General features: G+C 45.1%; 12 protein-coding genes. 2 read left to right on the forward strand and 10 right to left on the reverse strand.

Going from position 1 to position 14472, the window contains the following annotated elements; translation table 11 throughout:
• Positions 1-156: 156 nt before the first annotated feature.
• From JGK07_RS33335 to mfd, 3 genes are all read right to left on the reverse strand, one after another.
• Positions 157-438, reverse strand: coding sequence for a pentapeptide repeat-containing protein (locus JGK07_RS33335; RefSeq protein WP_363319749.1), 282 nt, complete (start codon positions 436-438; stop codon positions 157-159).
• A gap of 208 nt (positions 439-646) precedes the next feature.
• Positions 647-1312, reverse strand: coding sequence for an S-layer homology domain-containing protein (locus tag JGK07_RS29600; RefSeq protein ID WP_293186565.1), 666 nt, complete (start codon positions 1310-1312; stop codon positions 647-649).
• Between the two features lie 120 nt (positions 1313-1432).
• Positions 1433-4993 (reverse strand): transcription-repair coupling factor, encoded by a 3561-nt coding sequence (gene mfd, locus JGK07_RS29605; protein ID WP_293186566.1) that lies wholly within the window; start codon positions 4991-4993, stop codon positions 1433-1435.
• A 298-nt stretch (positions 4994-5291) separates the two neighbouring features.
• On the opposite strand from mfd, the gene JGK07_RS29610 reads away from it, so the two are divergent.
• Positions 5292-6623 carry a hemolysin family protein gene (locus tag JGK07_RS29610; RefSeq protein ID WP_293186567.1) on the forward strand — a complete coding sequence of 444 codons (1332 nt, stop codon included), beginning with the start codon at positions 5292-5294 and terminating at the stop codon, positions 6621-6623.
• Between the two features lie 276 nt (positions 6624-6899).
• On the opposite strand, the gene JGK07_RS29615 is transcribed toward JGK07_RS29610, so the two are convergent.
• From JGK07_RS29615 to JGK07_RS29640, 6 genes are all read right to left on the reverse strand, one after another.
• Positions 6900-8231: a hypothetical protein gene (locus JGK07_RS29615; RefSeq protein ID WP_293291177.1), complete on the reverse strand. Its 1332-nt coding sequence runs from the start codon at positions 8229-8231 to the stop codon at positions 6900-6902.
• Between the two features lie 6 nt (positions 8232-8237).
• Positions 8238-9560: a hypothetical protein gene (locus JGK07_RS29620; protein WP_293186571.1), complete on the reverse strand. Its 1323-nt coding sequence runs from the start codon at positions 9558-9560 to the stop codon at positions 8238-8240.
• 19 nt (positions 9561-9579) lie between these two features.
• Positions 9580-10806: an SGNH/GDSL hydrolase family protein gene (locus JGK07_RS29625; protein ID WP_293226351.1), complete on the reverse strand. Its 1227-nt coding sequence runs from the start codon at positions 10804-10806 to the stop codon at positions 9580-9582.
• Positions 10807-10810: 4 nt separating this feature from the next.
• Positions 10811-10975, reverse strand: a complete 165-nt coding sequence (locus JGK07_RS29630) for a DUF5989 family protein (protein ID WP_190734603.1) — start codon at positions 10973-10975, stop codon at positions 10811-10813.
• Positions 10976-11383: an SxtJ family membrane protein gene (locus JGK07_RS29635; protein ID WP_293186575.1), complete on the reverse strand. Its 408-nt coding sequence runs from the start codon at positions 11381-11383 to the stop codon at positions 10976-10978.
• A 132-nt stretch (positions 11384-11515) separates the two neighbouring features.
• On the reverse strand, positions 11516-13489 hold the full coding sequence (locus tag JGK07_RS29640) for a carbamoyltransferase (RefSeq protein WP_293190517.1): 1974 nt from the start codon (positions 13487-13489) through the stop codon (positions 11516-11518).
• Between JGK07_RS29640 and JGK07_RS29645 the strand changes: the two genes are divergently transcribed.
• A complete protein-coding gene (locus JGK07_RS29645; protein WP_293150229.1) occupies positions 13482-13607 on the forward strand; it encodes a hypothetical protein in 126 nt (41 codons plus the stop codon). The two genes, JGK07_RS29640 and JGK07_RS29645, sit on opposite strands and share 8 nt — an antisense overlap.
• A 50-nt stretch (positions 13608-13657) precedes the next feature.
• Here JGK07_RS29645 and JGK07_RS29650 read toward each other — a convergent pair whose 3' ends face one another.
• Entirely contained in the window at positions 13658-14143 is a 486-nt protein-coding gene (locus JGK07_RS29650) for a hypothetical protein (RefSeq protein WP_293186578.1), read from the reverse strand.
• Positions 14144-14472 lie beyond the last annotated feature (329 nt).

Genomic DNA, 14472 nt, shown 5'->3' on the forward strand with positions numbered 1-14472 from the left:
AATTTGGAGATGTTCCAATTCCCAATCAAAATCCCAGAAATCATTTTCGGCTCCAATCTCGCATTTTTTCTCGTCTCATACCCTGATTCAGCAACGCCAACCGCTTAAACCAAGAGGGCTGAAGCCCAACAACATACCTCATCTTTCTGAGAACCGCTATATCTCGAAAGTACCTCCGCTGAGGTTAGCATCTGATAAGTCTGCTCCTGTAACGATCGGATTTTTTAAGGTGAGGTTAACTAATTTTACACCTCGGAGGTCGCAGCGGATGCAGCTTTTAGTTAGGAGCAGGGTTTCGACGTTGGCGTTGATTTGGTCAATTTCCTGTTGGGATACTTTTTCGACAAATTCGGGTGAGACGTAGCCGAGGTTTTTGGGGTCGTCTTTTTTGGGTGGTTGGGGAGTTTTTGGTTGCCCGATCGCACTTAGTTTTTTTATATTTTATCATATTTGTGTTCACATCTCAGTTAGGATTGCTATAAGCTGTTAGTCATTTAAATTTATTGCCTCAACCCCTTACAGTATGGGATCTGGCACACAAATAGTGCATTTTGAATGTCGAACAGCTTAGCAATTTTTAATTGAATGAGCTATGGCCTTCTCAATTACCAATTACCGATTCTCAGGCAAATGAAACTTACTATATTTACCTTCCCATCCCCCGATTTGGTGGCTCCTCGTTCGGGACAGGCAAAGAAGTTGGTCTTACCTGCCGCTCCAAATACTTGCTCAAAGCGTAAGCGATATTACCGCGAGTCATCGGCTTCAAAGGATTAATTGCATTAGTTCCGACTTCAAGATTCACAAACCCTTCATACAGTGCAGTAGCCATAGACTTTCTAGCCCAACTAGGAATTTCCCCTGCATCTGGATACCTAGCTAAAATCTCGGCAACGGTGGCGTCTGGAAACTGAAAAACCCCATAAGCTTGAGCAAAAATCGCCAAAGCCTCAGCGCGAGTCACCCTTTGATTTGGGAAAAACATTCCGTCGCGATATCCACTCATAGTTCCCGTTTTCAAAGCAGTTTGAATCGCACTGTAAGCCCAGTAGCTTTTAGGTACGTCGGGCAATTCCATATCCGGTTTCTGAGCTGTTTTCCGCCGTTCCAAACCAAAAGTTTTCAGTAAAATTACCGCCAAATCGGCGCGACTGATAATGCTTTCAGCATTAAAATTGCCGCTAGAATCTTTATTCATCAATCCTGCATTGACAACCCGGTCGATCGGGTCAATTATTTGTTGAGATTGAACCACCGTTGGCACTCCTTGCGCTAGCGCGATCGCAAAAAAAACACAGACTAACTTTTTCACGATTTTAATCCTTTGTGCTGCTCAAACAATTATTAAAGCAGCAGCAATATTTTCTCCGGTTCCATCGGTATGATTCTGAGATTTCGACCGCCGGCTAAATAGCGGGATTTCATATTAAAATCAAATCTTTGCTTCCGGCAAAGCGCCCTGCATTTTACCCAACCAATCAATCAAATTATCCAACTGCTTTTCGGCGCTCAAAACAGCCATTCCGCGAATAGTAACCTTCCCCTTGCTGTAGACAAAACGAGAATGTAGATGTTCGGGCAAATTAGCCTTGAGCAAATTCCAAGCAGGTTCCTCCATCGGCGTTTCCAAGACAATGTGCTGCTTATTTTCCGGTTTAATCCGAGAAAAACCGATTTGCTTGGCGATTTGTTTGAGTTCGACAACACGAATTAGTTGCTGCGCTGGTAGAGGAATCTGCCCGTAACGATCGCACCAATCGGCCCGAATCTGTTGCAACTCTTCGAGAGTATTCGCAGAAGCCACAGACCGATAAGCGCTCATCTTTTGATCCAGATCTCCAATATAATCGGCAGGAATAAACGCCGTCAAACTGAGGTCGATTTGTGCATCCTCAACCTTGGGAATTTCCTGACCCTTAATTTCGCGAATCGCCTCCTCTAACATTTCAGCATATAAATCAAAACCGATCGCCTCCATTTGACCAGACTGTTCCGTACCCAACACATCACCAGAGCCCCGAATTTCCATATCCCGGACAGCCAACTGATAGCCCGATCCCAACTGCGCGAACTCTTGAATTGCCCGCAGCCGCTGCCTTGCAGCATCCGACAGTTGGTTTTGCTTGGGATAAAACAGCCAAGCGTGAGCTTGAATCCCCGCGCGTCCCACCCGTCCCCGCAACTGGTACAACTGACCCAAACCAAACTTCTGCGCGTCCTCAATCAAGATTGTATTGACGCGCGGAATATCCAAACCCGACTCAATAATCGTAGTGCACACCAAAATATCAAACTCTGCCGCACTGAAAGTCAGCATGATCGATTCTAGTTCCGCAGCATCCATTTGACCGTGGGCGATCGCAATTCTCGCCCCCGGAACCATTAGCTGCAAAGTATCGGCCAACTCATCAATCCCCTCAATCCGAGGTACAACATAAAAAACCTGACCGCCCCTGTCCAACTCTTGACGAATTGCAGTCCGCACCACCTCCAAATCGTAGGGGGCCAAATGAGTCTGAATCGGGCGGCGGCTGGGCGGCGGAGTCGCAATCAAACTCATCTCCCGAATCCCCGATAGAGACATATAGAGAGTTCGGGGAATCGGCGTCGCCGTTAGAGTCAGGACATCTACTTCGGTTTTCAGAGATTTAATCGCTTCCTTTTGCTTCACGCCAAACCGTTGTTCTTCATCCACCACCAACAAACCCAAATCCCGAAATTTAATCGCTTTACTCAAAACAGACTGAGTACCGACAATCACGTCTAACTCCCCAGTTGCTAGGCGTTTGTGAATTTCCCGGCGTTCAGTTTCTGTGCGGAAGCGATTGAGCAAACCAACTTCGATCGGATAAGGGGAAAAACGCTCTGAGAGCGTGTGATAGTGCTGTTGGGTCAAAATTGTCGTCGGCGCCAGCAAAGCCACCTGCTTGCCCGCTGTAATCGCCTTAAAAATAGCTCTCAGAGCAACTTCCGTCTTGCCAAAACCGACATCGCCGCAGACCAAGCGATCCATCGGTCGATCGCCCTCCATGTCACGTTTCACATCCAGAGTAGCCTTCAACTGATCCGGCGTTGGTTGGTACGGGAAAGAATCCTCTAACTCTTGCTGCCAAGGCATATCAGGAGGAAAAGCATAACCCTGTTGCTTAGCTCTTTTTGCGTAAAGATTCAGCAAATCTACTGCTACTTTCTTAACAGCTTTGCGAACTTTTGCTTTAGTTTTTTCCCAAGTTTGACCAGTCAACTTGTTGAGATCCGGCACTTTATCGCCGACAGTCCGAAACCGCGACAGCGCGCCCAATTGATCCGCCGCGACTCTCAGAGTACCGTCAGCGTATTGCAACACCAAATATTCGCGAGTTTCCCGATCGATCGTCAAGCGTTCCAACTTGAGAAACTTGCCCACTCCGTGCTGGCGGTGCACCACATAATCCCCCGGACTGAGCTTGTTCGGGTCAACCTTTTTAGAAGCGGCGCGGCGGCGCTTGCGGACGTAGCTAAATGTAGCGAGAGAATGCTGACCGTAGAATTCTCGATCGGTAATTAAAACAATCCGAAAAGTCGGCAGAATAAACCCTTCCAACTCTGCCAGCCCGCTGTACTTCAAAGCTACCGGAATGTGCTGCAACTGCAACTTGTCGATCGCCAAAAAATCGCGTGGATTCACCACAAACTGAGCCGGACAGTCGTGTTCCGACAGCAGAGAGACCGATCGACTCGGTTGAGCCGAAACCAGAAACACCGTAAAACCGCGATCGCGCTCTTCCCGGAGCATTTGAGACAGCTTCGCGAATTGGTGAGGCATCACCGGCACTGGCCTGCTGGACAAATTAACCGCAGGCGGTAGCTGCTCGCCCCCGGAGGAGCTTTTAATTTTTTGAGTAGTAGAATCTTCTGCTAATTCTGAAAGTTCTAGCCTGTCAAAAGCTGCGACATCTGCGATCGATTCCGCAAAAGTGCGGTGAATTTTCGGAACCTTCAGATTAGCAATTGGCAATCTTGGCGTTTCACCATCAACAACTTCTGATTCCCGATTGCAACTTTCCCATTGTTCCTGGGCATTTTCAAACCAGCGGTCGCTGTGGCCTTCACATCCTTGCGGTTCGTCAACTACAACTAAAGTATTTTCTGGCAAATAATCCAACAAACAAGCTGGTTTCTCGAAGGCTAAACCTAACAGCCTGCGGACATATTTTTCTGCTTCATTTTCTATATCAACAGAGTCTATTTGGTTTGTTTTGTCAAGATTATTTTCAGCTAAAACTGCCTTAATAATTGCGTTAAAGCTAGTAGGAGTTAAAACTAATCGATCGACCTTATCGAGCGATCGCTGGTTCGACGGATCGAACTCGCGCAGTTGATCCAAAGTATCCCCGAACCATTCCAGCCGTACCGGCAACTCCGCCGCCACCGGAAACACATCGACAATATCCCCCCGGCGACTCCACTGGCCCTCCGTTTCCACCAAAGTCACCCGATCGTACCCCATGGAGGCAAGTTGGCGGTCAAGTATCTTTGAGTCTTGAACTTCGCCTCGTTTCAGCGTCAGACAGTAGGGTTCAAAGGCACTTCTAGGCGGCAAGTGAGGCTGGAGAGCTCTTTCTGTAGCTACAATTGCGATCGGCTTTGAGGAATTGGCCGTTTTTTGTTCCCGATCCACCAAATCCGCCAGAACCTGCATTTGCCCCCAGGTCATTTCGTTCTCGTCGGAGTAAGATAGCTCGTAGGGCGAAGCTTCCGAAGTTGGGTAAAAATGTACGGTTTGCCAACCCATCGCCTCTAATTGAGCTACCCAGCGGCCGGCTTCTTCCAGAGTTGCTGTCACGGCTAATAGGTTTCGCCCCTCTTGTTGTGCGAGGGCGGAAGCTACTAAACCTTTTGGTAAGCGGGCGATACCGTTCAGTTGCAAACAGTGATGCCGTTTGAGCTTGTTGAGAAGTTCTGTGGCTAGGGGCGATCGCCCCAATGTCCGAATTATCGAAGAGAAAGTCATGGGCTGTTAGTTTTTATCCCGATGGGCGAAGGATCTTCCCCGCTGCCTAGTAAGTTCGATTGTACGACAAACATCTATCATTGTCTCGATCGGCTGTTGGCAGTTCAACTCTACTGCGGGTAGATTTCTACTAGAAGCCTTGTCTGAATATCTGGAACTTGCGATCGAAATGAGCCCGTTCCGTTAATCTAGGGACAGGTTGACAACAATTTCGATTTTTGCGATCGAGATTGGCAGCTTCCGGGCTTATGCTTTAAGCGGGCAGTGCGCTTCGCCTTTACTACCGATAAATTGAGAAATGTCCCCAAGTACCGACCTTCTGATTGTTCTCCTGCTAGTTTTGCTCAATGGCGTGTTTGTGATGTCAGAGATGGCCATCATCTCAGTACGGAAGGTGAGACTGCAACAGATGGCTAACCAGGGTTCGACGAATGCCCGTGTAGCTTTGGATCTGGCTAATGCCCCCAATCAGTTCTTGCCGACTGTTCAAATCGGAATTACGCTGCTGGCTATCCTGTCAGGCGCTTTCGGAGAAACCACAATTTCTAGAAGAGTAGAGCCTCTGTTGCGCTTGATACCGGCTTTAGCGCCCTATGCTCAGCCGATCGCCTCAGTCATCGCAGTTTTAACGATCACTTATCTGACCTTAATTATCGGCGAACTCGTGCCGAAGCGGTTGGCCCTCAACAACCCTGAGCCGATCGCCTCAAGCGTAGCAATTCCCATGCGAATGCTCTCCAAAATTGGTGCTCCTGCGGTTTATCTGTTAAGTTATTCCACTGACTTGGTGATGCGGCTGATGAGGATATCGCCCTCGACAGAACCGCAAGTTACAGAAGAAGAAATTAAAGTTTTAATAGAGCAAGGAACCGAGGCGGGAACCTTTGAAGAAGCCGAACAGGACATGGTAGAAAGAGTGTTCCGTTTAGGCGATCGGCGAGTCAGCGCTTTAATGACTCCCCGCCCCGATCTGACCTGGCTAGATTTGGACGATTCAGTTGAAGAAAACCGCCAAAAAATGCTTGGCAGCGGTCATTCCCGGTTTCCCGTTTGTCAGGGCGGACTCGACAACGTTGTCGGTTTAGTACACGTTACAGATATGCTGTCGAGAACTTTGACCGGTCAACCCCTCGATTTAAGTGCTTCTTTGCGGAGACCTTTATTTGTACCCGAAAGTACGCGCGGTTTAAAAGTCTTAGAGCTTTTCAAGCAATCTAGCAATCAACTTGCCTTGGTAGTAGATGAATACGGTGTCATTCAAGGATTAGTGACAGTCAACGACATTTTAGTCGAATTAGTTGGCGACTTTCCCTCGATTGAAGATGCCGACGAACCGCAAGCCGTGCAGCGCGAAGATGGTTCTTGGCTGTTAGACGGAATGCTGCCGGTTGAGAATTTCTTTGAACTGTTTGGAATTGAAGAAGTCTCTTTAGAAAATAGGGGAAGTTACCACACAATGGGCGGTTTTGTGATTACAAATTTGGGTAAAATTCCGGCGGCGGCAGAGCATTTTGAATGGAACGGCTTGCGCGTCGAAGTCGTCGATATGGACGGAAACCGAGTTGATAAGATCTTGGTAATGCCGATCGAATCCACGGGCGATCGACCTAAAACCCAACCAAAAACCTAAAATCCATGTAATTTTAATCCATGGACATAATACCCGTAGGGGCGGGTTCACCAACCATCATCGCCGGAAACAAACAATCTCAAAAACCCGCCCCCACCCAACGATGAATCATCACCTACATTTAGAAATTAAATATAAATATCAGGTTGATGTGAATTATTCGTGAGAGTGGGGCGGGTTTTTATATATTGTTGGTTATCGTTATATCTTGTTGGTGAACCCGCCCCTACGAGCTCGCAAATTGTACAATCAATAATAAATCAACTGGACATAATATCACTTCTTATTTTTTCTTTCATCCTTCCGCAAAGCTTCCACAATAGAACTACCCACATAATTGCTAAAAATTACCTCTCCAGTTTTATTGTAATGACAGCAGCTATCTACATAAACAACATCTTTAGTCTTATCGAACACCTTCACCCCATTCAAAATATTAATCTTATTTTTTTGTAAATTAGGAAACTTACCCAAAAGAGCCGGATATCCAATTTCCACAGCCTTAGCATAAGGAGTATCTTTATTAAAAGCAATCCGCTTCTCGACATCGCTAAACACCCTTTTTGTCTGATAATATTGATTCGGCTGGAGGACATGAAAATAAGGAACATTGCTAGCCGACAGCACTTTGTGCATAAAAATTGAACTTTTTGCCCAATTCCACGCCATTTGTTCAAAAGCTGCACCATCCTCTAAAACAGACTTATTTTTATTAATATACATCACACTACCCTCGTCATCTTGCTGAGTTTTGCTGCGTTCTTTTTCAAAGGCAATCACATCTCTTCGATAATTGTTGACTAAATTTTGAACGTACACAGAAGTCAAAGCATCGCACGCAGCTAAAGAGCAGTGTTGCAAACTTTCCAAACCCTCATTAATCTTAGTTTTATTTTCTTTGATTCTAATAGTTGCTTGCAAAGCCTTGGTAGAAAGGCTATTATTCGCCAAGCTAGTCAGCGGCGAAATGTGCTGAATGCTCGGCATCGCCAGATTAATTTGATTTTTATTGTTTAAATTAGAAAGTGCTACTTCATTAAAGCCATCTATATTGACTACTAGATCTAATTCTTGACCTAAGGCCAAAAAATAGTTTAAAATTAATAACTGTTGCGGCTGTTTGTAACCGCCTGTAGCAAAAGACAAAATTATAAATTCTTTGTCCTGTAAACCGGGAACCTGTTTTAGGTATTTAGGTAAAATTTTGTTTTGAATTTGAAATATAGAAAAATCTGAAGCCACGGAACCGCCAAAAATTCCGATCACAAATTGATTTTTTTTAAACTTTTTAAAAGGGTAATCGTAAGGAGAGATAAATCCGTAGTTGTTCACCTTAAAACCAGGTCGAAAATCAGCGCTGGGTTTTTGAATAAACCCAAAGAAAGGATGAAACCTTTCGACAATAGACTGATTCAGACGCACTCCTTCTAAATTAATTCCTAAAGCCGACTTATCTTGCACCTTTTCTCTAGTATAGAAAAATTGCTTGTGCTTGACAAAATACCATCCCAAGGAACCGAGTTCTAGGAAAACAAGTAAAAGCGCCAAGTTAATCAAAGTAATTTTGAGGATTTCTTGGCCTTTGTTAATTAACTTCAAATCTTTCATAAATATTTATTTAGACTTTCTTACTACTTTAATGATGGAACTGGAAATATAGTTTGCCAATACTTCCTCTCCCACTGAATTATAGTGACAGCAAGCATCTTTGTAAACAGTATCTTTTGTATTGTCCAAAATATTTACGGCACTAAACACATTAACCTGAGCCTTCTGCAAATCATCGACTTTGGACAACAGCACCGGATAACCTTTGTTTACTCCTGCGATGTACGGGCTGTCTTTGCTGATGGCAATTTCCTTTTCCTTGGCGGTAAACACTCGTTTAGTTGGATAATACTGGTTGGGCTGGATAAAGTGAAAATATTTAATGTTTCTACTCGATAAAATTTGATTCATGCCGATCGACGATTCGTACCAAATCGAGGCCATTTTCTCAAAAGCAGCAGCCTCTTGCAATACAGACTCAGCTTTGGGAATGTAGACTATACCGCTATTTACGCTGTCTGAGTTGGTTTGTTTGACTTGTGCGTCGTACTTGACAACGGCTTGCTGGTAATTGTTGACTAATTGTTTCACTCTCAGCGAGGTAACGGCGTGACACAAGGCAAGTTGACAATTTTGCAATTTGTCAATACCTGCTTTCAATTGTTTTTTGTTTTCGTTAATTTCGACGATGGAACTCATCACTTCCGGCGACACATTGCTTGCTAAACTTGTCAGCGGCTGTAGGTGCTGGACGCTGGGCATTCCTATTTCTAGTTGGGCTTTGTTGTTTAAATTTGACAGTGCTACTTCGTTAAAACCGTCAATATTGATGACTAAATCTAACTCTTGACCCAAAGCCAGAAAATAATTTAAAATCAATAATTGCTGGGGCTGTTTGTAGCCGCCGTTGCCAAAATTTAAAATGCGAATTTCGCGATCGGCAAATTCTGGATAACTCTGCAATTTTTTAGACAATCTTTGATTTATATACTCATCTACTGCAAAGTTGTTGGCGACTGAACCGCCAAAAACTCCGATAATAAATTGTTTTTTATTGGTTTTAATAAAGGGATATTCGTACAGGGAAAAAAACCCGTGTCTGTTGACTTTTAACTTTAATCTTTCATTGGTAAAAGCACCTTGTTTGAGAACGTAGCCAAAAAACGGGTGGAGTCTTTCTACGATAGATTCATCTAGTCTAATGCCGATACGTTCAATATCTTCGACTACTTTTTCTTTGGCTTTGGTTCTGGTATAAAAAAACTGCTTTTGGTTGATAAAGTAAAAAGCTAGGGACAAAGCTTCCAGACAAATAAAGGCGATCGCCAAATTGACGGCGATTAAAGTTAATATATTTTTGCCTTTTTGGAGTGGCGTTGAATCTTTCATGAAATTTGACTGATTGCGGTTATTTTTTTGGTACTTGAGACTGTTGCAAATTTTCGCACAGATTTCTGTTGATCAGGATGCTGGCCAGTCGGTGTCCGAGTTCGTTCCAGTGACCCCCACAGGGTATAGAATTATCAAAACCGTGGGCGCAGACTTGATATTTTTCTGTATAGCCTTTGAACTGTTCGGCTAAATTCAGTACCCGAAAACCCTCGCGCTCGCCCAATTTTTCCAGCCGCCTGTCGGGATAATATAAATCCTGAATGTTGTGCTTTGTCATCAAATCTTTTCGGACTTTGACATCCCCGAGAACTTGCATCGGATCGCCAATTGTCACAACCAAGAAATCAGCTTTTTTCTGCACGACTTCATTCCGCATTGTCACGATTAAACCCTCTGTCACCCTCCAGGCATCTTTCCAAACTGCATCCTGAGGTGGATTGAAGTTTTGGCTGCTCAAAGCGGTAAAATCTCCAGATAACTGCCGCTTTTTCCTATCTAAATCTACCTTTTTAATCACCTGCAAGATGCGGGAATTGTTGACCAAAAAACTGGGCATTCTATCTACAAAAGAAACTGCTCTTTCGTTGCGAGCGATCGGCGGCAGATTGCGAAAAGACATATCTGGTACTAACTTGCCGCTAGCATCGTACACAAAAAATGGTCGATAATGGTCGTATTCCAGTTGCGGGGAATTGTTAATTACATCATTGCCAATAAAAAATGCCAGGACTACAATATCAGGACTGTAATCCCATACTTTTTTCCGCAGCATCATCAATTCTTGAGCGGTACCGTAACCCTGAACGCCGAAATTGATGACCTCAACTTTTTTGCGTCCCTTAACGGCGTCGCAGTTACCTAGCTTTCGTTCTAATTTTGACCAGAAAGTTTGTTCGACTGGTACCTGAATTGCTTCGGTGAAAGAGTCGCCTAAAACTGCGACGCGCAAGGTATTGGGAGGTTTGGTTTTGGTGTGTTCGCGATCGCGCAAACCGTCACTATTCACCTGTACAAAACTTACACCTTCCCCATTCCACTCGCCGGACACACCGGGTTTGAGCTTCCAACCCAAATCGCGATCGGAAGTGTGGAAACGAGTTGGCGCGGAGTCTACAACATCTCCTATTTTTGGGTAGCCCTCAACTCTAGCAACTCGCAATCCAATTTCACCGATTACCACCCCCATTAATAAACCGCCGAGTGTCAAACCTAAATTGACACCCAAAGTCTTCAACTTGCTCATTATTTCAAAACAGGGTATAAATAAACGGAGCAATTACAGAACCCTGACTCAATACAATCAAAGCTCCTAAAAAGACTAAAGTCACAATTAATGGTAGCAACCAATATTTTTGGCGTTCCTTCATAAACGCCCACAAATCTTTGAGAAAGTCTAATGTTGATTCAAACACTTAGAAAGGACGCTCCATGCTAACTTTTGTTCTTGCTTTACTCGGGACGCGGTAAGTATCCATTTTGGGATTTAGTTTGCGCCGCATTGCATCTTCGCCAAATATGCCTTTGATAACTCCCATCGGCCAAATTATCAGGTAAAAAACTATCCCCAGCACGATCGGCGTTTCGATTTTGTTGAGGGTAAGTCCAAACCACATCCACCCGTGGTAAATGGGATTGAGCGATTTCGGCGCAGCCAATGCTAACACAATTAGCACTGCGCCGATCGCCCAGGGCCACCAAGGTATAGAATCGCGCCGCAGCAAAGGTACTGCTAAACCGAACAGCACTGCAATTAAGCCGCCAATTAGCAGGCCGAAATCGCGCAGGCCTTTTTTATCGAGTTTTTTTATTTCGTCGCTCATTAGAAATTGGGAATGGGGCATTGGGCATTGGGCATTGGGCATTGGGCATTAGGTATTAGGTATTAGTCATTTATCAGTCATTAACACCAACAAATCACAAATAACCAATAACAAATAACCAATAACTAATAACTAATCTAGTTCAAATTCATTTTTCCAAGCTTCGTCTTGTTTCCAAGGTATTTGTTCCGATTTAGGAATTAAGAAATTCTCTAAAACCAGATAATCCATTTCGGTTCGCATGAAACAGCGGTAAGCATCCTCAGGAGTGCAAACAATTGGTTCGCCTCGGACGTTGAATGAAGTATTTACTAAAATCGAACATCCCGATCGCTCTTCAAAATGACTGATTAAGTCATAGTACCGAGGATTGGTTTCTTTGTGAACGGTTTGGATGCGAGCCGAGTAATCGACGTGGGTAACAGACGGAATTTCCGATCGCGGAATGTTAAGCTTTTCAATGCCAAACAATTCTTGTTGTTCCGCTGTCATGGGAATGCGGAGACTGGCTTTGACTGGAGCAACCAATAGCATATAAGGGCTAGAATGGTCAATCTCGAAATAATCCGCAACTCGTTCGGCTAAGATTGAGGGTGCAAAAGGTCGAAATGATTCCCGATATTTAATTTTCAGGTTCATCACGGATTGCATTTTAGCATTGCGGGGATCGCCAATAATCGATCGCCCGCCCAGAGCCCGCGGCCCAAATTCCATCCGCCCTTGGAACCATCCGACGACGTTTCCCTGTTCCAAAATTTCCGCCAACTGTGGCATCAATTCGGCATCGTCCAATCGATGATAGCTAGCTTTGACAGCATCCAAATATTCCTGAATTTCTGTGTCAGTATATCTTGGCCCCAAATAGGAACCGCGCATTTTGTCGTGACAAGTTAAATGAGCCACAGACTTCGCCACAGTCGCCACAGCTTGGTTTGTAGTAAGGACTTCAGTCCTTTCCTCCTCCTTCGTAGTAAGGACTTCAGTCCTCTCCTCCTTAATCTTATTTACTGCGAGTAGCTCATCAGCAACAGTACGAGTTTGTTCGCAATACTGATACCAAATCGCCAAAGCTGCGCCCAAAGCACCGCCAGCATCTCCTGCGGCAGGTTGAATCCAAATATCTTTGAAAATACCTTCCCGCAAGAGTCGGCCGTTAGCAACGCAGTTAAGAGCAACACCGCCGGCAAGACAAAGATAATCTACATCCAATTCTTTTTTAACTGTTCTGCACAGCCGCAAAACAACTTCTTCTGTAACAACTTGAATGGATGCTGCAATGTCCATTTCCCGCTGAGTTAATTTTCCTTCTGCTGTGCGTGGCGGCCCTTCAAACAGTTCGTCAAATTTTTGATTTGTCATGGTTAAGCCAACAGTGTAGTTGAAATAATCCATGTCTAAACGGAAAGTTCCGTCATCTTTGAGGTCGATTAAATGGGTGAGAATTTTGTCTACATACTTGGGTTCGCCGTAGGGCGCTAAACCCATGAGTTTGTATTCACCAGAGTTGACTTTGAAGCCTGTGTAATAGGTGAAAGCTGAATAAAGCAAGCCCAAGGAGTGGGGAAAATCGATTTCCCACTGAGGTGTGAGTTGGTTTCCGTCTCCTAGCCAGACTGAGGTTGTTGCCCATTCGCCTACGCCGTCGAGGCACAAAACGGCGGCTTTTTGGAAGGGGCTGGGGAAAAATGCTGAGGCTGCGTGGGATTGGTGGTGTTCAGTAAATAGCAGAGATGGCAGTTTATTGCTTTTGCAGTTTGCCATTTCTGCGAGCTCTCTTTTGAGCATGGTTTTGAGGTAAAGCTTTTCTTTCAGCCAGATGGGCATGGCGGTGAGGAAAGAGCGAAAACCTTTGGGTGCGTAGGCTAGGTAAGTTTCTAGCAGGCGCTCAAATTTGACTAATGGTTTGTCGTAAAAGACTATGCGATCGAGTTCCCGCAATTCTATGTTCGCTTCTTTTAGGCAATAGGCGATCGCATTCTTGGGAAATCTGGCGTCGTGCTTTTTGCGGGAAAATCTTTCTTCCTGCGCTGCGGCGATAATTTCTCCATCGCGAATTAAGGCGGCGGCGCTGTCGTGGTAGTACGCCGAGATTCCAAGTATGTTCATCGCTCTCCTCACAAATCGCTATGCGCTCGTATCAGATGTATTTAGAATAGCTAACGATTATAGCTTTAGTGGTGCAGATTTGGAGTTGAGTTTTGCGATCGCCTCTAATTTTAGCTGAATTGATGCTGGTGGGCGGCTGAGGTCGATCGGCTCTTTGACAGCATCCAGCTAGCGCCGGCGAATCCTGCGCGCCCAAGCTCTGAAGTAAGTGCCCACCGGAAATTGATAAAATTCAGCTACCAACCACAGCACTATGCCTAAATGGGACAAAAAGGCTAAGCCCGTCCAAGCTGCGGGGAACCACGACAAACGGCTGCCGGGAACCGGAGGAAAATAGTAAGCTGAAAGTCCGAGCAAGGTGGTGGGAAGGAAGACTAGACCGATCGCGGCGGCAAAATAAGACCATCCGAATTCTGTGCCTTCGAGGTGCGCTCCTATCCATTTTTTGCCGTCCCAGTGCCATGTTACGGGCGGTTGGCGATCGGCCATTTTCAGCGATTGTCTTTCTTCGCTAGCGGTAAAAATGTGCTGGCAGAAGTTGCAACCGAGGGCTTCCATCATCGGCATGGTGGAAATTTGACCGGTGCGACAGACAGGGCAGGGATATGTATCTTGATGGTTGAAAGGTCGGGTTGATGGTTTGAGAGTCTGCATGGATCGGGTTGCTTGTCAAGATATTGAGCGATCTTAACAGAGTACAGATGAATAGGTGCGATCGTAAGGTACGTAGTTGCGCTTCAGCGCTCTTTCGTAGATTTTGCAAAAGAGTGCTAATCGGACTTAACTCCAAAATTAAGGTACGTAGTTGCGCTTTAGCGCTCTTTCGGACATTGTAGAAAAGAGAACTAATCAAACTTCAGTCCAAATCTTAAGGTACGTAGTTGCGCTTGAGCGCTCTTTCGGAGATTGTGGAAAAGAGCGCTTAAGCGCAACTACGTACCTAATTGAAGTGCTCTTTTAGAGATTGTGAAAAAGAGCGCTTA

Source organism: Microcoleus sp. PH2017_24_DOB_U_A (assembly GCF_020738205.1).
In the GTDB taxonomy this organism is placed as follows: domain Bacteria; phylum Cyanobacteriota; class Cyanobacteriia; order Cyanobacteriales; family Microcoleaceae; genus Microcoleus.